Origin of the sequence: Mesorhizobium kowhaii (assembly GCF_042431665.1) — a bacterium.
Classification (GTDB): Bacteria; Pseudomonadota; Alphaproteobacteria; order Rhizobiales; family Rhizobiaceae; genus Mesorhizobium; species Mesorhizobium kowhaii.
The window spans coordinates 328,707-348,093 of the sequence record NZ_JBHLYT010000176.1 but is presented as its reverse complement, the minus strand read 5'-3'; the positions used below and the strand labels follow the sequence as shown (position 1 = coordinate 348,093).

The following is a 19,387-nucleotide window of genomic DNA, read 5'->3' as shown; positions in this document are numbered from 1 at the left end:
GCTAGCGTCAGATCGTCACGACCATCTTGCCGGCGTTGGCGAGCGGCGTGGTTACGCCCGACAGCATGGTGCGGATGTGGGCGAGGCTCTGGTAGCGGCCGTTGACTGAAATGCGCGGCAAGGCATGCAGGAACCCGGCATGTTCGGCGCGCAGCACGCCGTGGCGCGTGGTCACGGCGGAGGTGTAGCCGGCGTCTCGGGCAAAGCCCACTTCGCGGCAGCCCACCGCGCTGGCATAGCCATAAGGGTAGGCGAAATGGCTGGGCTTTTCGCCCAGTTCAGCCTGCAGCATGCCATGCACGGCGCCGATCTCGTGCCGCGCATCGGTTTCGGAGAGCCGCTTCAGATTGCTGTGGTTGATCGTGTGGGCGCCAATCGTCACCAGCGGATGCGCGGCGATACTGCGGATTTCGTCCCAGTTCATCAGTGTCCGCAGCCGCGGGCCGTCGGTGTCAACGCCATTTGAGCGAGCCAGGTCACGCAGCACGGCCTGCAGGTCCTCCTCGCGGACTTCGGAGGTGAGATAGGCGTGCAGGCGTATATTGGCCTGTAATTTCTTCGCAGGGGTCGAGCAATCGATCACCAACGGGCCATTCGGTCGCGTCAGAGTGAGGCTGTCGCGCACGTTGACGATGTCCTCGACCACATCCCACCACAAATCGGCGGTGCCGTTGATCAGCCCGGGCGCGACATAAATGGTCATCGGCGCGCCGTGCTTCTCCAGCACCGGCAGCGCCTCTGTCATGTTGTCGCGATAGGCGTCATCGGCGGTGATGGTGGCGAACTCGCCACCCTTGCCGCCTGCCTTGATGCGCTCGACCGCTTCGTCCATGGAGACGAAGGCATAGCCGCTCGCCTTCATGTCGGCGATCACGGCATCGAGGAAGCCAGGCGCGATGTTCAGATGCCGGTTGACGCTGTCAGGCTTTTCGGGCGTCGCGGTCACGCGGTGCAGCATCAGTATGGCGCCAATGCCGCCGATGAACGGCTTGGCCAACGGTGCAAGACCGGTATAACGGGCGACGTTCAGCGCCAGTTTCCGGATTGCCTCGCCCCCGTCGATCATTCATTCACCTTTTGCGCCTAGGCTGATCCAAGCACGGAATGCGCCTACGCGAACCCCCAAATTGCGATCAATACGCCCTAAGGATTGAGGTATGGTTGACGCAACAGCGTCATTTGACGGCAATCGGCTCGCTGCGACCGAGGCGTCGCAGCGCGCCTTGCCAGGGGATCAGGCCGGCCTGTCAATTTCGGTGACGTCGACGGAAGGGCTCGCGGCCTATGCCGGGTTCTGCCGCTCGGCCCTGTTTGCGCCGGCGCAGAGTGCCGGCTGGATCCTCAACTGGGCCGAGCAGGTCGGGCCGAATCTGCTCGTTGCGACGCTGAGCGCCGAAGGCAGGCCGGTTTTTGCGCTGGCCCTGGAGGTCACCGCGAAAGGTCCGTTCCGCGTCGCCCGCTTCATGGGCGACCGCCACGCCAACGGCAACTTCGTCGCCGCCGATCCGCAATGGCTGGCCAGGGCGGATATCCCGGCCATCCGATCTATGTTGGCGGCCATCGCCAAGGCACGCCCGGACATCGATCTCATCGCGCTCGAGCGGTTGCTGCCCGATCTCGACGGTGTCGCCAATCCACTCGCCCTGCTTGACCATTTTGCCAGCCCAAACCTGTCGCTGGCCGTTGATCTCGGCGGTGGCTTCGATGCGCTGCTGTTGCGCGCCAGCGGCAAGCGCAAGCGCAAGAAGCACCGCTCGCAGATGCGCAAGTTCGAGGCCGCCGGCAGTCATCGCCGCATCGAGGCCGCTACCCCGGACGAGGTGGACAGGCTGCTCGATGCCTTTTTCGAGATGAAGGAACTCCGTTTTCGCAAGATGGGCATCGCCAACGTCTTCGGCGACGAGCAGGTGCGCGGCTTCTTCCGCGCGCTGTTCACGGACGCACTTGCCGAGGACAAGCCCTCCTTCGTGCTGCACGGGCTCGAAGTGGCCGGCAAGCTCCGCGCCGTCACCGGATCAAGCCGCTCGGGCAAGCGCCTGATCTGCGAGTTCGGCGCGATCGCCGAGGATGATCTCGGCCACACCAGTCCCGGCGACTTCCTGTTCTTCGACAACATCCAGGAGGCCTGCGAGACCGGTTTTTCTGTCTACGACTTCTCCGTCGGCGACGAGCCTTACAAGCGGCAATGGTGCGATATCGAAACCCAGCATTTCGAGTTGCTGATCCCCTTGACCCTGAAGGGTCGTGTGCTGGCGCTGACGCTTCGGCAAGGCGCTGGGATCAAGGCCTTCATCAAGAACAGCCCGACGATCTGGAAGCTGACCAAGATGCTGCGCCGCAAGGCTGCCGGACAGGCAGCGCCCACGACCGGCGAGGATGAGAGCTAAAGCGCGTCGCGTCGAAACGGATTCATGCGACGCGCTTTAGCCTTTGTTTCTATGCATGTCGTTGTCTCAAAACCGGGGCCACTTTTGAGCGACATGCATTAGCTTCAGAAGTTGAGGGCTTCCCGGAGCGCCGGGCCGGCTCTGACACGCAGATCGAGGTCGGCCTCGATATGGTCGATGTGGTGCAGCATCAGCCGGCTCGCCAGCCCGCAATCGCCGTTCTCCAGTGCACCGACAATTTCCGTGTGCTCGCTATGTCCGCAGGCTGATACGCCAGAACGCCCGTAAAGGGCGATGACAAGCGACGAGCGCGCCACCAGCTCCTCCATGAAACGCTGCAGGATGGCATTGCCGGCCACCGAGGCGAGCAGCAGGTGGAAATCGCCCGACGCTTTGATTTCGGCACGCCGCGCATTGGGACCGCGCTCGGCGATGAAGCGACCTTCCTCGTCGAGCTGCGCCCGAAAAGCGGCGATGTCAGCCGCGGTGGCGCGCCCGCATGCGGCAATGGCGATGCCCGGCTCGATCAGCCGGCGCGAGGCGAACACCTGGCGCGCTTCCTCGGGCGAAGGGTTGGCGACGAAGGCGCCGCGGTTGCGCTCGGTGCGCACCAGGCCTTCGAAGGACAGCATCTGTAGCGCTGCCCGCGCCACGGTGCGGGAAACGTCGAACAGCGTGCCGACCTCGCCTTCCGACAGCTTGGTGCCGGGCGCCAGTCGGCGGTCGACGATGGCGTCGCGCAGCTGGTCGCGGATCGCCTGGGCGCGATCCTGCGTGGCACTGTCTGTGGCGGAATAGATCTGGTCGGCAATGTTCATGGCGGAAATCTTCCTGTCTCCTTCTAACGCGACTCGTCATCCGCGCACGAGAGGCAAAGTGAACACGAAGCCAAAAAAGATTGCATACGATTTTTGTGCATATCGCTGACAATCGCCCATAATTTGTGCAACGCACAAACCAGCCCGCTCAGTGGGCAGCAGGCAAAAATCCCGATTTTCCCGACAATTCAATCGCTTGGACGTCCGCGCGGCGATTGGCACGCATGATGCATTGGTTAGTGCGACCAAACGGGGAAGCCTGAATGTCCAAAGCCGCCGAAATCGACATTGTGTCCGTTTCGAAAGTCTATGGAACGACGACCGCCGTCGAGGATATCAGCCTGAAGATTCCGGCCGGTACCTATTGCTGCCTGCTCGGCCCCTCCGGCTGCGGCAAGACTTCGACGCTGCGCATGATCGCCGGCCATGAGAGCATTTCGTCGGGCGATGTCCGGCTCGGCAACACCGTCGTCACCGACCTGCCGCCGGCCAGGCGCGGCACGGCGATGATGTTCCAGTCCTATGCGCTGTTCCCGCATCTCGACCTCATCGACAATGTCGCCTTCAGCCTGAAGATGAAAGGCGTCGACAAGGAACAGCGCCGCGCCAAGGCGCTGGACATGCTGAGGCTGATGCAGATGGAGGCCTATGCGACGCGCCGCCCCGCGCAGCTTTCCGGCGGCCAGCAGCAGCGCGTGGCGTTGGCGCGGGCACTCATCACCGACCCGGAGGCGCTGCTGCTCGACGAGCCGCTGTCGGCACTCGATCCGTTCCTGAAGATCCGCATGCGCGCCGAGCTGAAGAAGCTGCAGACCTCGCTCGGCATTACCTTCGTCCACGTCACCCATAGTCAGGAGGAGGCGATGGCGCTCGCCGACCTGATCGTGGTGATGAATGACGGCCGCATCGAGCAGGCGGCGCCTCCGCGCGACGTGTTCGAGCGACCGGCCACCGCCTTCGTGGCGCGCTTCATGGGCGACCACAACGTCATCTCGGGCCGCGTTACCGGCAGCAGAGACGGCATGGTTGTATTCGACATCACCGGCGGCGGCTCGCTCGCTGCCAGCGGCCAGTTGCAGGAGGCAGGAGCACCGATCGACATCGCCATCCGCACCGACCATGTGCGCATCGGCGCCGCACCCTCGCCCGGCCTCGGCTTCACCGGCCTCGTCTCCAACATCGAATATCGCGGCGCCACGGTGAAGCTCTCCGTTACCGGCGCCGGCATCGACGATTTCACCGTCATCGTCGACGATTCCGACTTCTTCGCCAAACCCGTCGCCATCGGCGACGCCGTACCGCTCGCGTGGGATTCCGAGGACGCCATCGTCCTCGGCCGCCTTCATTCATGACGTCAACGAAGCAAAACAAGACAGGGGAATAAGCATGACAAACACCAAGCAAACCAAGACTGGCATTTCGCGCCGCTCGCTGCTCAAGACGGGTGCGGCCGCCGTCGGCCTTGCCGCCGGCTCGGGCGTCATCACCGGTTTCCCGACCATCTGGGCGCAGTCCAACATCACGCTGCGCCAGTTCGGCACCGGCGTGTCGAACCTCAATGCCATCGCCGACAAGTGCAAGGCCGACCTCGGCATCACGCTGGAGATGACAGCGACCGATTCCGACGCCGCCGCCCAGCGCGCCGTGACCCAGCCAGACAGCTACGACATCGCCGACATCGAATACTGGATCTGCAAGAAGGTGTTCCCGAGCGGCGTGCTGCAGCCGATGGATGTCAGTAAGCTGAAATATTACGACGAGCTGGTGCCGCTGTTCAAAACCGGCAAGCTCACGCCCGACAGCGTCATTGCCCAGGGCACCGCGCCGCACACGGTCGGCTATGTCGAGGCGCAGGACTCAAAGACCTTCGCCAAGGCGCCGACCAACTGGTTCACCATGGTGCCGACCATCTACAACGCCGACACGCTGGGCATCCGCCCCGACCTCGTCGGCCGCGACATCACCACCTGGGCCGACATCATGGACCCGGCCTTCAAGGGCAAGACCGCGATCCTCAACATCCCGTCCATCGGCATCATGGATGCGGCGATGATCATGGAAGCGATGGGCAACATCAAATATGCCGACAAGGGCAACATGACCAAGGAGGAGATCGACAAGACCATCGACTTCCTGATCAAGGCCAAGCAAGGCGGCCAGTTCCGCGCCTTCTGGAAGTCCTTCGACGAGAGCGTCAACCTGATGGCGTCGGGCGAAGTCGTCATCCAGTCGATGTGGTCGCCGGCCGTGGCCGCCGTGCGCTCCAAGGGCATTGCCTGCCGCTTCCAGCCGCTCAAGGAAGGCTACCGCTCATGGGGCGGCGGCCTCGGCCTTGCCGCACACCTCAAGGGCGCCGAACTGGACGCGGCCTATGAATACATCAACTGGTACACGTCAGGCTGGGTCGGCGGCTATCTCAACCGCCAGGGCTACTACTCGGCCAACATGGTCTCGGCCAAGAAGTTCATGTCCGAGGACGAGTGGGGCTACTGGATCGAGGGCAAGCCGGCCAAGGGCGAGATCAAGGCACCCGACGGCACCGTCATGGAAAAGGCTGGCGCCGTGCGCGATGGCGGCTCCTTCGAGGAGCGCATGGGCAAGGTCGCCTGCTGGAACTCGGTCATGGACGAGGACCGCTACATGGTGAAGCGCTGGAACGAGTTCATCGCGGCGTAGGGGTAAAGGCAGCTCGTCAACTGGACATGCCTCATTCCTTCGCGCCCCCTCTGTCCTGCCGGACATCTCCCCCTCAAGGGGGGAGATTGGATGTCGCTTTGGTTTTCGCCAATCTCCAACTTTGTGGAAAGAGGCAATGGGGCTGAAACTGCCGATCTCCCCCCTTGGGGGGGAGATGTCCGGCAGGACAGAGGGGCGCGCGAAGGATCTCAGCCGCTCTCTCGCCACATCACTCCGAAGGTATTCCAGATGACTGTGGCTCTCGAACGCCCCGCAATCGCCGCCGCCAAGCCGGCCAGGCGCCGCCGGCTCTCGCTCGGCGCCATCACGCCCTACCTCCAATCGGCGCCGCTGGCCATCATCCTCGGCGCGTTCCTGCTTCTGCCCATCATCATGATCGTCGTCGTCTCCTTCTGGGACTACGACTTCGCGGCCATGTATCCGGATTTCCTGACCACCAACTATTCCGACGTGCTGGGCTCCTGGGTGACCTGGAAGACCTATCTCAACACCATCAAGTTCGCCGCCATCGTCTGGGCGCTGACCTTGTTCATCGGCTTCTGGGTCGCCTATTTCCTTGCCTTCCACATCCGCACCACCGCCATGCAGATGGTGCTGTTCCTGGTCTGCACCGTGCCGTTCCTAACCTCCAACATCATCCGCATGATCTCGTGGATCCCGGTGCTCGGCCGCAACGGCCTCATCAACTCGACGCTGGTGCAGTTGGGCCTGGTGCCGAAGCCCATCGAATGGCTGCTCTATTCCGAATTCGCCGTCGTTCTGGCCATGGTCCATCTCTACACGCTGTTCATGGTGACGCCGATCTTCAACACGCTGATGCGCATCGACAAATCGCTGGTCGAGGCCGCGCGCGATGCCGGCGCGTCGGGCTGGCAAGTGCTGTGGAACGTCATCATTCCGCTGGCCAAGCCCGGCATGGCGATCGGCACCATCTTCGTCGTCACCTTGGTGATGGCCGACTTCTCCACAGTCCAGGTGATGTCGGGGGGACAGAGCGCGTCGGTGGCGCTGATGATGAAGAACCAGATGTCGCTGCTGCAATATCCGGCCGCCGCCGCCAACGCCGTGGTGCTTCTGGTGCTGGTGCTTTTGATGGTCGCGGGCATCCTGCGCATCGTCGATATCCGCAAGGAGCTTTGACGTGAGCCACGAAAAACGCACCCTCGAATTCTACGTGTTGGCGGCGTTCTTCGCGCTGTTCGTGCTGTTCCTCTACGGCCCGCTGTCGGCGATCCTGATCCTGTCCTTCCAGGGCGAAACCGGTGGTCTAACCTTCCCGCTCAACGGCGTCTCGCTTCACTGGTTCGCCAACCTGTTCGAACGCCAGGCGGTCGGCGATTTCGGCGGCAGCTTCAAGCGCTCGCTGGTGCTTGGCCTCATGGTGATGGTCGTCACCGTCGCGGTGTCGCTGCTCGCCGGTCTTGCCTTCCGCCAGAAGTTTCGCGGTGCCACCGCGCTGTTCTACCTGGCGGTCGCCAGCCTGGTCGTGCCCTCGATCATCATTTCACTGGGCATCGGCGTCGTCTTCCAGCAGATCGGCTTTCGCCCGGCCTGGTACACCTCGGCTTTCGGCGCGCATCTGACCTGGACGCTGCCCTTCGGCGTGCTCATCATGTTCGCCGTCTTCAACCGTTTCTCGCCCGCCTATGAGGAAGCCGCGCGCGATCTTGGCGCCTCGTCCTGGCAGACCTTCGCCCATGTCGTGCTGCCGATGATCGCGCCGAGCCTGATCGGCGTCGGCCTGTTCGGCTTCACCTTGTCCTACGATGAGTTCGCCCGCACGCTGATGACCTCAGGCACCTTCAACACGCTGCCGCTCGAGATCTACGGCATGACCACCAACGTCACGACGCCCGTTCTCTACGCGCTGGGCACGGTGACCACGGCGTTCTCCTTCCTGGTGATCCTGGCGACTCTGGGCGCCATCCTCTATGTCGGCCGCCGCCGGGCGCGAGCCTGAACATGCAGATCCTTGTGGTGAATCCCAACACAACGGCGAGCATGACCGAGACCATCGGTGCGGCGGCGCGCGCAGTTGCCGGCGCCTGGACGAAAGTCGTTGCCGTCACCTCGTCCATGGGACCGGCCTCGATCGAAGGCTATTATGACGAGGCGCTCGCCGTGCCCGGCCTGCTGATGGAGATCGCCGCCGGTGAGCGTGCCGGCGCGCAGGCGGCGATCATCGCCTGTTTCGACGATACAGGCCTGGATGCCGCGCGCGCCATGGCCAACATCCCCATCATCGGCATTTGCGAGGCGGCCCTCAGCATGGCGTCCTTCATCGCCCAGCGCTTCACCGTCGTGACCACCACCGAACGCTCCCGCGTGCCGGTGGAGGGGCTGGTGCAGCGCTACGGCATGGCGGGACGGGCGCGTGTACGGGCGGCAGACATTCCAGTGCTTGCACTTGAAGATCCGGCATCGGGCGCGATCGGGAAGCTGCGCGACGAAATCGCCCGGGCCGTCGAGGAGGACAGGGCCGAAGCCATCGTGCTTGGCTGCGCCGGCATGGCGGATCTTGCCCACCGGCTGCAGGCCGAATTCGGCCTGCCTGTCATCGACGGTGTCGGCGCGGCGCTGAAGCAGGCCGAGGCGCTGATAGCGCTCGGCCTTTCGACATCGAAGCACGGCGCCTATGCCAGCCCACTGGCCAAGCCCTACCGTGGCATGCTGAAATCCTTCTCCCCCGGAGCTGTCGCCGCGGAGTGAGCACAATGAAGCCGACCATCCGCACGCTGTCGCTGCATGAATTGGAGGTTCTCATCGACTGGGCGGCGGCGGAAGGCTGGAACCCTGGTCTTGAAGACGCGGCAATGTTCCAGGCTGCGGATCCCTCGGGCTTTATCGGCGCCTTTGTCGGCAACGAAATGGTCGCGGCAATCTCGGCAGTAGCCTATGGACGCGAATTCGGTTTCGTCGGCCTTTACATCTGCCGGCCGGACAAGCGGGGCAAAGGCTATGGCAAGGCGGTGTGGAACGCCGGCATGGACAGGCTTTCAGGGAGAACCATCGGCCTCGACGGCGTCGCCGAGCAGCAGGCCAATTACAGGCGCAAGGGCTTCGAACCCGCCTACGAAACCATCCGCTATAGCGGCCGTGCGGCAGGCCCGGCGGTCAGGGCCGACGGGTTGCGCACTGTGACGACCCAGCTCGTCCCCGACATCATCGCTTATGACGCATCTTGTTTTCCGGCACCCCGGCGAGCCTTCCTGCAGCGATGGCTGCAGGCGCCGCATCACGGGCTGGCGGCGATTAGTTCGCGCGGCACCACCGGCTATGGTGTGGCTCGGCCGTGCCGATCAGGCTTCAAGATCGGCCCGCTGTTTGCCGACAGCATCCACACCGCGCTGCAGCTGCTGCACGGACTGGCGGGTGCCTGCGAGGGCGGCGACCTGCACATCGACGTTCACGCCGAGAACGCCGGTTTCATTGAAGCGCTCGAGGCGGCCGGCTTTGCGCCGACCTTCAAGACCACCCGCATGTACAAGGGCCCGGCCCCGGAGCTCGGCCTGCAGCGGTTGTTCGGCGTGACGACCCTGGAATTGGGATAGTTTGCGGCTCTTTCAGGCCGCCGAGCGCCGTCCCGGCACCGGATTGCCGGGCGGTTCGTGGCCGAGCGGCGTCACCAGCGTCAGGTCGGGATAGCCGCTTTCGATGAGCTTGACCGCGGCCTGCGTCACTTCATCATCCGGCTCCAGCATGGACAGGAACACCTCGGTGGCATCGCCGGCCAGACGGCTGATGCCTTGCGCGTCGGCCGGTCCGCATTCGACCACGACCAGATCATAGGCTGTGGTCAGCGACTGCATGATGATCGGCAGCCGGTCGGCGGCGCGCATGGCGCGGACCGGATCGGCGGTGCCAACGGGAATGACATGGCAGTCCGAATAGAGATCGGCATGGATGACGTCGCTGAACTGCGCTTCCGAAGCGAGCAGGTTGGTGATGCCGGGGAAAAGGCCGCTGTCCAGCATCGGCCGCGAGGCGGCTCCCGAAGCGGTAAGGTCCAGCAACAGGACGCGCAGGCCGGCGTCGGCGACCTCGCGTGCCACCAGGACCGCCGATGCGGCTGCCTCGTCGCCCTCCGGCGAGACGAATATGGCGCGCGCCGCACCACTGGCGATCAGCTTTTCGGCGGCCTTCTCAACGTCGATCTCACCCAGGGTGGAACGCGCAGGTTCGGCATCGACAGCCGTCTGCTCTGCTGTCGCCGCATCGGGCATCGCGACCCTGTCAGGCGCTTCGGCCGTATACGTATAAGGCGCAACGGTCTCGGGCATTGCAGTGGCATAGGGCATCGCGGATGTGTAGGGCTCAGCCCTCGCGTCAGCCGGACGTTCTCCCATCTCCGGGCGAAGGATCGGGTCCTGGAGGACGGCGTGCTCCTGGCGGAAAGCCGGCATCGCGGCCCTATCGGGCGCCTGAGCTACATGGGGCATAGCGACCTCATCGATCCGCTCGAAGCGGGAACCGGTCGCCGGCCGCATGGCACGGCCAGAAAACAGCTCCCGCAGAAGCGTCGCGATCGCCATGATCAGCAGCGACGCGACGAAGGCGGCACCGACGATCGGCAGGACCTTCGGGAAATAGGGCTCGGACGGCACCTGCGCCAGAGAAACCACCCGGGCATCGACGGGCAGATAGTTGCGGTCCTTGCGCGACGCCGCGCTGAGGTAGTTGGCCTGGTACGATTCGAGCTGCTGGCGCTTGGCGGCCGCATCACGCTGCAAGGCATCAAGTTCGACCTGCTGTTCGCCGGCGCGGGCCGATGCGGCCTTCAGCGTGTTGACGTCGGCGACGAGCTGGTTCTCACGAGCCTGCGCGGTCTGCGCCTGGGTCATCAGACCCTTCATGAGCTTTTGCGCCTCGTTGCGGATCTGGCCGTCGAGGTCGACAAGCTGAGACTTCAACGCCCGGATGCGCGGATGATTGTCAAGCAAGGTGGTGGAAAGATCGGCGATGTTGGCCCTGAGCTCGACCTGCCGCTCGCGCAGGCGCTGGATCAGATCGGAAGACAAGACCTCAGGCACGGCATCGAGCGAACCGCCGCCCTGCAACGCCTGGCGCACGCTGTCGGCGGTCGCTTCCGCCGAGGCGCGGTTGGCGCGCACACGCATCAGCTCGCTCGACAGTTCGGAAAGCTGCTGCGTGGCAAGCACCGAATTGTTGCCGCCCATCAGAAGGTCGGATTGCGCACGGTAGCTGGCGACCTTCGCCTCGGCAGCTTTGACCTGCTGCTGCAGGTCGGCGATCTCCGGCGCCAAGAAATCAGCGGCGGCATTGTTCGATTCGAGCTTGGCAGCCCCTTGCCCCGAGATATAGGCGGCTGCAATGGCGTCTGGTACGGCGGCCGCGAGCTTGGGATCTTCCGATGAGAACTCAATGGCGATGATGCGGGTCTTCTCGACACCGTAGACGTTGAGCTTCTCATGCATTTTCTTGAGAACGCGCTCTTCCGTCGGAATTTCCATCGGATCGCTCTTCAAGCCGACGAGGACCAGAGCGCGGCTCAACGGCGACATGTGGAGTGCATCGTCGAACTCGGGCAGTTTCTCCAGATTGAGCTTTTGCGCGACCTGCTTGAGGATTTCGTTGGAGGAAATTATCTGGACCTGGGTGGCAACGCCTTGTTCATCGAGAATCGGCTTGTCGGCGTCGTTGTTGCTGGCCGGCCGCGTATAAACGGATTCACGCGGAGCGATCTCTACCTGCGTCTGAGCCTTGTAGTGGCGCGTGGCAAACGAGGCGAGCGCGAAAGCCGCTCCGGTCACCAGCAGTGCGACAACGAGGATGCGCAGCCAGTTCCTCGCCAGGCTGGCGAAGAGCTGCCTGAGATCGACGTCGACATCTGCGGCCGCGGACTGAACGGACATGCATCCCTACTCCGATACTGGGTCAGGACACACCGTAAACAACTATGGTAACTCAGCCGTTAAGATCGCAGTAAGCTTGCATTAGGGTTTACTGGCGAGCGACAAACAAAACCGCCAAAAAATCGTAAAACTCTTGCCGATGCGCGCTGCACCGGCCGCTCCCTTTACCGGCCATTAACCCTAACAGGATGATAACGGACCTCGATCCTAGAGTTTGCTGCGACGCTGCAGCGACCAGTCGAAGGTACCTGTCCGGCCATGAAAAGCACTGCTTCCCTCTTTCGCGCGCTGCTTGCCGTATCGATGCTCGCCGGCTGTTCCAGCTACCGGCCGACACCGGTAGCCTTCCACGAGGTGCTCGACCAGCCCTATCGTCTTGGCGCCGGCGACCGCGTCCGCGTCACCGTGTTCGAGCAGGACGGGCTGACCAACACCTACAGCGTCGACCAATCCGGCTACCTCTCCTTCCCGCTTGTCGGCGCCATACCGGCGCGTGGTCACACCGCGCAGCAGATGGAAAAGGAAATCGCCGACAAATTGCGGCAAGGCTATCTGCGCGATCCCGACGTTTCGGTCGAGATCGATCGCTACCGGCCGATCTTCGTCATGGGCGAAGTGGGTGCCGCCGGCCAATACTCTTACGTCCCCGGTCTGACGGTGCAGAAGGCAATCGCCATTGCCGGCGGTTTCACACCGCGCGCCAACCAGGAAAGCGTCGACATCACCCGCGACATCAACGGCAAGGTGATGACCGGCCGCGTGGTCACGTCCGACCCGCTGCTGCCTGGCGATACCGTCTACGTCCGCGAACGCCTGTTCTGACGAACCAACACGTGGCGGACAAGCTCAGGATCGTCCATTGCTTTCGCTCACCCGTCGGAGGAATTTTCCGCCATGTGCGCGACCTGACCGAGGCGCAGGTCACCGCGGGACATTCCGTTGGCATCGTCTGCGATTCGACGACGGGCGGCGAGTTCGAGGAACTTCTGTTCGAGCAGATGAAAGATATGCTGGCGCTCGGCATCCATCGCACGCCGATGCAGCGCCATGTCGGGCCGGGCGACCTCGCGTCGGCCTGGCGCACCTACAGGATCATCAAGGAATTGCGGCCGCACGTGTTGCACGGGCACGGCGCCAAGGGTGGCGCCTATGCCCGTCTGTTCGGCTCATTGTTGCGGGTATCAAGGTCTCGCGTAGCCCGCCTTTATTCGCCGCATGGCGGCTCTCTCCACTATGACGAGAACACGACCACCGGAAAGCTGTTCTTCGCGCTCGAGCGCTTCATGGCGCGCTTCACCGACTACCTGCTGTTTGTCTCCGACTACGAAAGGCGAACCTATCGCCGCAAGGTCGGGGAGCCGCCGATCCCCAACACCCTGGTCTATAACGGATTGCGCGCCGCCGAATTCGAGCCGGTGATTGCCGCGCCCGACGCAGCCGATCTGCTTTATATCGGCATGATGCGCGACCTCAAGGGGCCCGACATCTTCATCGATGCGCTGGCCAACGCCGGCCCCCAGCTCGGCCGCGCGCTGACCGCGGTGATGGTCGGTGACGGCGACGACCTGCCCCGCTACCACGCCCAGGTGAAGCGACTCGGACTTGAGAGACACGTCCGCTTCCTGCCGCCGATGCCGGCCAGGGAAGCCTTCGCGCTGGCGGAGCTCGTCATCGTTCCCTCGCGCGCCGAAGCCATGCCCTATATCGTCCTCGAAACGCTTGCCGCGGGAATGCCAATGATCGCCACGTCCGTCGGCGGCATACCGGAGATTTTCGGCACCGGCTCCCCTGCCCTGATCCGGCCCGACCCGGTCGAGCTTGCCGACAGGATGCGCCAGGCGCTGGCCGACCCCGCCGCCTATCGCAAGCTGATGCCCGATGGTGCCAGCCTCAAGGCGCGCTTCGGCGCCGACGTGATGGCCGCCGACATCGAGAAGGCCTACTTCGCCGCGCTCGATAAATAGGGCCGCGGCCCCAAGCCGTTTCAAAGCCACCCGTTGTTTCAAGGGTTTCTTAGCTCTCTTTTGCTATTCACCGTAGGGAAGCTTGCGGAAAGCCCCATGAACGAGATCGATCCCGCGCGCCGCTTTTCAGCAGAGGCGGTGCGTAAATTCGACGGCCCGGCCGATGGCAACACGCCCGGCGGCATGAACGATGTCGCCCGGCAGGTCGCTTCGCAGTACAGGCGCGATACCATGTCGCCGATCATGGTCAGTGGCGTGCTGCGCATGGTCGAGTTCGGCTTGCTGTTGCTGTCCGGGCTCGGCGTCTATTTCCATTATGTCGGGTTCTTCAACTATCTCGCCTGGCAATATCCGCTGTCGATCGCGGCGTCGTCGTTCTTTGCCGTGGTGCTGCTCGACGTCACCGACTGTTACCAGATCGTGGCCCTGATGCGGCCCATTGCCAATTTCGGCCGCGTGCTGCTGGTCTGGGCCGGCACTTTCGCCCTCATGGCGCTGACGGCGTTCGTCATGAAGATGTCGGAAGACTATTCGCGCCTCTTGTTCGGCACCTGGTTCGTCATCGGTTTCGTTCTCCTCTTCGGCCTCAGGCTGGTGATGTCGAAGCTGATCCGACGCTGGGCGCGCGATGGCCGCATGGAGCGGCGCGCCGTCATCGTCGGCGGCGGCAAGGCGGCTGAAATCCTGATCCGCTCGGTCGAAAAACAGCCCTACAACGACATCCGCATCTGCGGCATCTTCGACGATCGCGGCGACAAGCGCTCGCCACCCATCGTCGCCGGCTATCCCAAGCTCGGCACCATTTCGGAACTGATCGAGTTCGCCCGCATCGCCCGCATCGACATGCTGATCGTATCGCTGCCGCTGACCGCCGAATCGCGCGTGCTGCAGCTGTTGAAGAAGCTATGGGTGTTGCCGGTCGACATCCGGCTGTCGGCGCATTCCAACGCGCTGCAATTTCGTCCACGCGCCTACTCCTACATCGGCTCGGTGCCGATGCTCGATATCTTCGACAAGCCGATCAACGACTGGGATTCGGTCGCCAAGCGCGCCTTCGATATCGTCTTCAGCCTGATCGGCATCGTCGTGTTCTCGCCGGTGATGCTGGCGACCGCCGTCGCCATCAAGCTCGACAGCAAGGGGCCGGTGCTGTTTCACCAGAAGCGACACGGTTTCAACAACGAAATCATCGAGGTCTACAAGTTCCGCTCAATGTATACGGACAAGGCCGATCCAACCGCCAAGCAGACGGTGACCAAGAACGACCCGCGCGTCACCCGCGTCGGCCGCTTCATCCGCAAGACCTCGATCGACGAGCTGCCGCAGTTCTTCAATTCGCTGCTGGGTTCGCTGTCGCTGGTCGGCCCGCGCCCGCACGCCATCGCCGCGCAGTCGCACAACCTTCTCTACAACGAAGTGGTCGACGGCTATTTCGCACGCCACAAGGTCAAGCCCGGCGTCACCGGCTGGGCGCAGATCAATGGCTGGCGCGGCGAGATGGACACCAACGAGAAGATCCGCATGCGGACGGAGTATGACCTCTACTACATCGAGAACTGGTCGCTGCTGTTCGACTTGCGGATCCTGTTCCTGACACCGGTCCGGCTGCTCAACACGGAAAACGCCTATTGAGCGCGATTTCCCACGAGCTGCCGCAGGCCGCGGTCAACGCCAAGCTGATCGCGCTGATTTCCTCGGCCGCGGTCTTCGTCGGCATATTCCTGTCGGGCTTCGTCATCAGCGAACCGGCGCCTTATGAACTCTACATGGCCGGGCTGATCGCCATCTGGGCTCTCTTTGGTCTCAGAGTGTCGCGCGCGGCAATGCCGCTCCTGGTGCTGCTGGTGACGATGAACATCGGTGGCATGATGGCGATGACGCAGATGGCGGACCTCGCCAACACGCCGCTCTATCTCTCCGTCTCGCTGTTTCTCGCCTTCACCGCCGTGTTCTTTGCCTCGGTGACCGCGGTGCAACCCAGCCTCTACCGGCTGATCTTCTTCGCCTATGTCGTGTCGGCGGTGATAACCTCGCTGCTCGGCATAGCAGGCTATTTCCACGCCTTTCCGGGCGCGGAAATGTTCACCAAATACGACCGTGCCGCCGGCGCCTTCCAGGACCCGAATGTGTTCGGCCCGTTCCTGGTGCTGCCCGGCATCTATCTGCTCTATTTGCTTTTGACCGGGCCGGTCTCACGCATGCCGCTGCTGGCGGTGCCGCTGCTGATCATCACCGCCGGCATCTTCTTTTCCTTCTCGCGCGGCGCCTGGGGCATGTTCGCCGTCTCGGCAGTCCTGCTCACCGGCTGCCTGTTCCTGCAGAGCAACAGCGGCAAGTTCCGGCTGCGTGTCGTCGTCATGAGCATCGCCGCCGTTGCGCTGCTGGTCATCGCGATGATGGTCATCCTGCAGCTTCCCGGCGTGTCGGAAATGTTTTCCAGCCGCGCTCAGCTGGAACAGAGCTATGACACGGCCCGCCTCGGCCGCTTCGCCCGCTACACGATCGGTTTCCAGATGGCACTGGAGCATCCGTTCGGCATCGGCCCGTTGGTCTTCGGCACGATCTTCGGCGAAGACACCCACGACATCTGGCTGAAGACGCTGATGGACTATGGCTGGCTCGGCTTCGTGTCGTTCCTGACGCTCGTCGCCTGGACGATATCGGCCGGATTCCGCATCCTGCTGCGCGACCGGCCGTGGCAGCCCTATCTGTTGTGCGCCTATGTCGCCTTCATCGGCAATATCGGGCTCGGCACCTTCATCGACATCGATCACTGGCGCCATGTCTATCTGCTGCTCGGCCTGATCTGGGGCGCCATCGCGCTGGAGTATCGCCATCAGCGCTTGTTGCGGCCGGACCCGATTCGAGGCGATGGCCGCCGCGATTTGAAATTTGCCTGATCTGGCGGGCCTTTGGCCAGGGCGGGCGCCGCGTTGGACTTTTTCAGTCGCTTATTGTGGACGTCTTGAATCCAGCGTCGGCGTTGGTGTCGATTTCAGTCAGATACTCGCGAATGATCCTCACGGTGTCATCCATGCCTTTGGCGAAGTCATGGATTTTTTGTGCGTCGTCGGCAGTTGCGCTCGCAGCAGAAGCCTTGATGCCGTCGGACATCACCGAGACACTTTTGATTATGCGGTCTCGGTCGGGGTGCCTGGCAATGAGCTGCGCCACAAGCGCTTGCAGCACAATGATTGATCCTGAACATTGGGTAGGTACGTCGCCGGAAAGATGCTGAGTAGCCATTCTATGATCCTCCTCATTCACGACACGCATCAAGAGGCAGCCCTACAACGTCGACTGCAATAGCAGGAAGAACATCAAATCAGTTGGCGGGTTTGGGAGGCTCTCTGTCGTGGTCCAAAATAGAAGCGATCCCCCTTAATTTCATCATCGCCTCATCGATCAGTCGCCAGGATGGCTGTCCTTGTGCCGCGTCTCTAGCGCTCGCCAGATGACCTCTTACGATCTGCATTATCTCCTGGGCGGCTTCTTTCTTGTCCATACTACGCATTCCTGCGAGATGATGAAGGTAGTCTTGCCTGTTATCATGCCACGACCGCAGGCCGGTCGGCAACGGAACTATATGCCTGCCGCTTGGCTTCTCCGGCGGCGGGCACAATAGGAAGGATACGCATTCCGGGTTCCTTGGAGGGTTGAGCCGACTGGATTCGGAATCGCCGACGTGCGCGGATGGAGATTGAAAAGTCCCTTCGTTTCGACGCTGGCCGATGGTCTGTTCTTGGCGACGTTGATGAAGTGAGGCGATCAGCCGAACGACGGAAAATCATTGACGCGCTATCGGACGCCACCGCTGTCATGAGTCCCGCCGAAATAGCAGCCGCAACCGGCCTCAAAGTCGGCAGCGTCAACGATAGCGACCAACTTCAAACTGGAACTTCGCCGCTAAGTGCTCGTTCCTCGAGAGTGGAGAACGCAGAGATGGCCAAAAAAAAGAAAACGACCGATACGAGCCGGGTTAAGAAGGGTGCAGAACTTGAAGTTGAGCACCTGACCGAAGTGACAGACGTGACGCCCAAACAGGCGCGGACGCTACTTCGCAAGCACGGCGCGGACTGGCAGAAGCTGAAGGACGAAGCCGAAGATATGAAGGAAGAGGACTGACAAGTGCATAGGTAGTCACGGCTCTCCATTAGGAGAGCCGTGACGCCCCGCCCCGCTCTATCCGCCCCAAGAAAAAGCTAGGCGACTTTAAGTTCCTTGGCCGCCTTCTCGAAGACGGACTTGATCGGCTTGGATACGTCCTCGGCGGCTTTGGTCGTGACGGCCTGAAGTTCCCTGGCCTGCTCGACGGCACTTTCAACCTGCTTGCGGACGAAGGCGGTCTGCAGTTCAACGAATTCGGAAGGCGACTTCACGGCAATTAGGGCTTCGAAATGCGAGAAGGCGGCTTCAGTATTGGCGCGCAGAACGGCAATTGTCTTCAGCGACAGGTTGCTGGAAGCGGCTTTGGCGGATGCGAAGCTCGTCTCGAGAGCCTTCTGGGTCATCTCCGAATCCGCCTTGAATTTGGCGAGAACTTCTTTCGACTGCTCGACGCCCTTTTCTGTGAAAGCACTGACCTGCTCAATGGCCTTGGATGCATCAAAAGCGGGGTACGCGTTGTCGATAAATTCAGCGGTCTTTTCAGTGGTCTTGGACATCGTTCCATCCTTCGGTGAGGGGGCGACTTTTAAGAAGCCTTCGCATTTGTATTAGCATTACCTAACGGAAGCTTGTGTGCAATGCAACATCTTTGTTGCGCTGCACCATGATTTTAGACCCCCGTCCCGCACAGAGCGGAAACGGACTGCCCGGCCCCGCAGGTTCCTCAAAATGGGATGACCACTCATGACCACGACCACCCGCAAGAAATGGTAGCCGCCGCAGATTCCATCCTGAAAGCAAACCCTGAGAAGCGAAACACAGTCCGCCAGCGCGGACAGCTTCTCCGGTGTAAGGATGGCGGCCGGCACAAACGGCGCGCTGGCGAGGCCATGCAGATCAGGGCAGCGGAACCGGCGAGTCAGCGAGCGTTCGCAGATAGGCGATCACGTTCAGCCGGTCGGCTTCATCGGGCACGCCGCGGAAGTCCATGTTCACGCCGGGCGTGGTCAGCGACGGACCAGCGAGGAAGATGTTGAGATCCTCGTAGGTCCAGGACCCGTCCCAGGCCAGCAGGGTCTTGGAGTAGCGGTCGAACTTCATTGAGGCCTTGTCGCGTCCGACGACGTTCCACAGGTTCGGCCCTATGGTGGAATTATCCTTTGGCCGTACGACATGGCAGGGGGCGCAGGTGGAGGCAAAGAACGTCGCGCCCTTTGCAGGGTGGCCGGCCGCCAGCTTGGCGGAAATCGGCTCCGGTTTCAGGATGACGACTCCATGGGCCTTGAGGTAGGCGGCGATGTCGGCATGGTCGTCGTGCTTGGCAAGGTGGTAGGGCGTGATGATGCTCGGCCGCTGGGCGGGCGCCTACAACCGTATTCCATCAAAGTCTAGCGACTGGAACAACGCACTAGAAAGCACCTGCGGTAACAGTTGATTCAACCATCGCTGGTATATTACGGAGTGTGAGTAGCGGCTCCGACAGTGGGCGGGCGCTGAGTGCCGGAGCCGCCTGCGCAGTCCGGTTGGGGTTTGACCGCGCC

The 19,387-nt window shown here is 62.5% G+C and carries 19 protein-coding genes; 12 read left to right on the top strand and 7 right to left on the bottom strand.

Translation table 11 applies throughout. The annotated features are described in order from the left end of the window. Positions 1 to 7: 7 nt before the first annotated feature. Entirely contained in the window at positions 8 to 1,066 is a 1,059-nt protein-coding gene (locus ACFFNA_RS38690) for a polysaccharide deacetylase family protein (RefSeq protein ID WP_378925478.1), read from the bottom strand. Between the two features lie 91 nt (positions 1,067 to 1,157). Between ACFFNA_RS38690 and ACFFNA_RS38685 the strand changes: the two genes are divergently transcribed. Then, on the top strand, positions 1,158 to 2,387 hold the full coding sequence (locus ACFFNA_RS38685; protein ID WP_378925476.1) for a GNAT family N-acetyltransferase: 1,230 nt from the start codon (positions 1,158 to 1,160) through the stop codon (positions 2,385 to 2,387). A gap of 104 nt (positions 2,388 to 2,491) precedes the next feature. Here ACFFNA_RS38685 and ACFFNA_RS38680 read toward each other — a convergent pair whose 3' ends face one another. Then, the gene (locus ACFFNA_RS38680; RefSeq protein ID WP_378925474.1) at positions 2,492 to 3,205 is read right to left on the bottom strand and encodes a GntR family transcriptional regulator; all 714 of its coding nucleotides are present in this window, start codon (positions 3,203 to 3,205) and stop codon (positions 2,492 to 2,494) included. A gap of 263 nt (positions 3,206 to 3,468) precedes the next feature. Between ACFFNA_RS38680 and ACFFNA_RS38675 the strand changes: the two genes are divergently transcribed. The 6 genes from ACFFNA_RS38675 to ACFFNA_RS38650 all read left to right on the top strand — a co-directional run bounded on the left by ACFFNA_RS38675 (position 3,469) and on the right by ACFFNA_RS38650 (position 9,453). Then, on the top strand, positions 3,469 to 4,557 hold the full coding sequence (locus tag ACFFNA_RS38675; RefSeq protein WP_378925472.1) for an ABC transporter ATP-binding protein: 1,089 nt from the start codon (positions 3,469 to 3,471) through the stop codon (positions 4,555 to 4,557). A gap of 34 nt (positions 4,558 to 4,591) precedes the next feature. Then, a complete protein-coding gene (locus ACFFNA_RS38670) occupies positions 4,592 to 5,881 on the top strand; it encodes an ABC transporter substrate-binding protein (protein WP_378925471.1) in 1,290 nt (429 codons plus the stop codon). 249 nt (positions 5,882 to 6,130) lie between these two features. Then, positions 6,131 to 7,042: an ABC transporter permease gene (locus ACFFNA_RS38665; RefSeq protein ID WP_378925469.1), complete on the top strand. Its 912-nt coding sequence runs from the start codon at positions 6,131 to 6,133 to the stop codon at positions 7,040 to 7,042. A 1-nt stretch (position 7,043) separates the two neighbouring features. Beyond that, positions 7,044 to 7,862 carry an ABC transporter permease gene (locus ACFFNA_RS38660; protein WP_378925467.1) on the top strand — a complete coding sequence of 273 codons (819 nt, stop codon included), beginning with the start codon at positions 7,044 to 7,046 and terminating at the stop codon, positions 7,860 to 7,862. A gap of 2 nt (positions 7,863 to 7,864) precedes the next feature. Continuing rightward, on the top strand, positions 7,865 to 8,611 hold the full coding sequence (locus ACFFNA_RS38655; protein ID WP_378925465.1) for an aspartate/glutamate racemase family protein: 747 nt from the start codon (positions 7,865 to 7,867) through the stop codon (positions 8,609 to 8,611). Positions 8,612 to 8,616: 5 nt separating this feature from the next. Beyond that, positions 8,617 to 9,453: a GNAT family N-acetyltransferase gene (locus tag ACFFNA_RS38650; RefSeq protein WP_378925463.1), complete on the top strand. Its 837-nt coding sequence runs from the start codon at positions 8,617 to 8,619 to the stop codon at positions 9,451 to 9,453. 12 nt (positions 9,454 to 9,465) lie between these two features. Here ACFFNA_RS38650 and ACFFNA_RS38645 read toward each other — a convergent pair whose 3' ends face one another. Continuing rightward, positions 9,466 to 11,775, bottom strand: a complete 2,310-nt coding sequence (locus ACFFNA_RS38645) for a GumC family protein (protein ID WP_378925461.1) — start codon at positions 11,773 to 11,775, stop codon at positions 9,466 to 9,468. 258 nt (positions 11,776 to 12,033) lie between these two features. Here ACFFNA_RS38645 and ACFFNA_RS38640 point away from each other — a divergent pair, with 258 nt between their 5' ends. From ACFFNA_RS38640 to ACFFNA_RS38625, 4 genes are all read left to right on the top strand, one after another. Further along, positions 12,034 to 12,597 (top strand): polysaccharide biosynthesis/export family protein, encoded by a 564-nt coding sequence (locus ACFFNA_RS38640; protein WP_378925459.1) that lies wholly within the window; start codon positions 12,034 to 12,036, stop codon positions 12,595 to 12,597. Between the two features lie 11 nt (positions 12,598 to 12,608). Further along, the gene (locus ACFFNA_RS38635) at positions 12,609 to 13,739 is read left to right on the top strand and encodes a glycosyltransferase family 4 protein (protein WP_378925457.1); all 1,131 of its coding nucleotides are present in this window, start codon (positions 12,609 to 12,611) and stop codon (positions 13,737 to 13,739) included. Positions 13,740 to 13,835: 96 nt separating this feature from the next. Then, positions 13,836 to 15,371 (top strand): undecaprenyl-phosphate glucose phosphotransferase, encoded by a 1,536-nt coding sequence (locus ACFFNA_RS38630; RefSeq protein WP_378925455.1) that lies wholly within the window; start codon positions 13,836 to 13,838, stop codon positions 15,369 to 15,371. Next, positions 15,368 to 16,639, top strand: coding sequence for an O-antigen ligase family protein (locus ACFFNA_RS38625; protein ID WP_378925453.1), 1,272 nt, complete (start codon positions 15,368 to 15,370; stop codon positions 16,637 to 16,639). Before ACFFNA_RS38630 ends, ACFFNA_RS38625 begins: the two co-directional genes overlap by 4 nt. A 43-nt stretch (positions 16,640 to 16,682) precedes the next feature. On the opposite strand, the gene ACFFNA_RS38620 is transcribed toward ACFFNA_RS38625, so the two are convergent. Next, complete coding sequence (locus tag ACFFNA_RS38620) at positions 16,683 to 16,985, bottom strand: hypothetical protein (RefSeq protein ID WP_378925451.1); 303 nt, start codon at positions 16,983 to 16,985, stop codon at positions 16,683 to 16,685. Between the two features lie 79 nt (positions 16,986 to 17,064). Beyond that, positions 17,065 to 17,244, bottom strand: coding sequence for a hypothetical protein (locus ACFFNA_RS38615; RefSeq protein WP_378925449.1), 180 nt, complete (start codon positions 17,242 to 17,244; stop codon positions 17,065 to 17,067). 188 nt (positions 17,245 to 17,432) lie between these two features. Here ACFFNA_RS38615 and ACFFNA_RS38610 point away from each other — a divergent pair, with 188 nt between their 5' ends. Continuing rightward, complete coding sequence (locus ACFFNA_RS38610) at positions 17,433 to 17,864, top strand: hypothetical protein (protein ID WP_378925447.1); 432 nt, start codon at positions 17,433 to 17,435, stop codon at positions 17,862 to 17,864. Positions 17,865 to 17,941: 77 nt separating this feature from the next. Here the strand turns inward: ACFFNA_RS38610 and ACFFNA_RS38605 are convergent, their stop codons facing one another. Together ACFFNA_RS38605 and ACFFNA_RS38600 are read right to left on the bottom strand one after the other, a co-directional pair. Then, entirely contained in the window at positions 17,942 to 18,403 is a 462-nt protein-coding gene (locus tag ACFFNA_RS38605; protein WP_378925445.1) for a phasin, read from the bottom strand. 340 nt (positions 18,404 to 18,743) lie between these two features. Beyond that, on the bottom strand, positions 18,744 to 19,082 hold the full coding sequence (locus tag ACFFNA_RS38600) for a c-type cytochrome (RefSeq protein ID WP_378925577.1): 339 nt from the start codon (positions 19,080 to 19,082) through the stop codon (positions 18,744 to 18,746). Positions 19,083 to 19,387 lie beyond the last annotated feature (305 nt).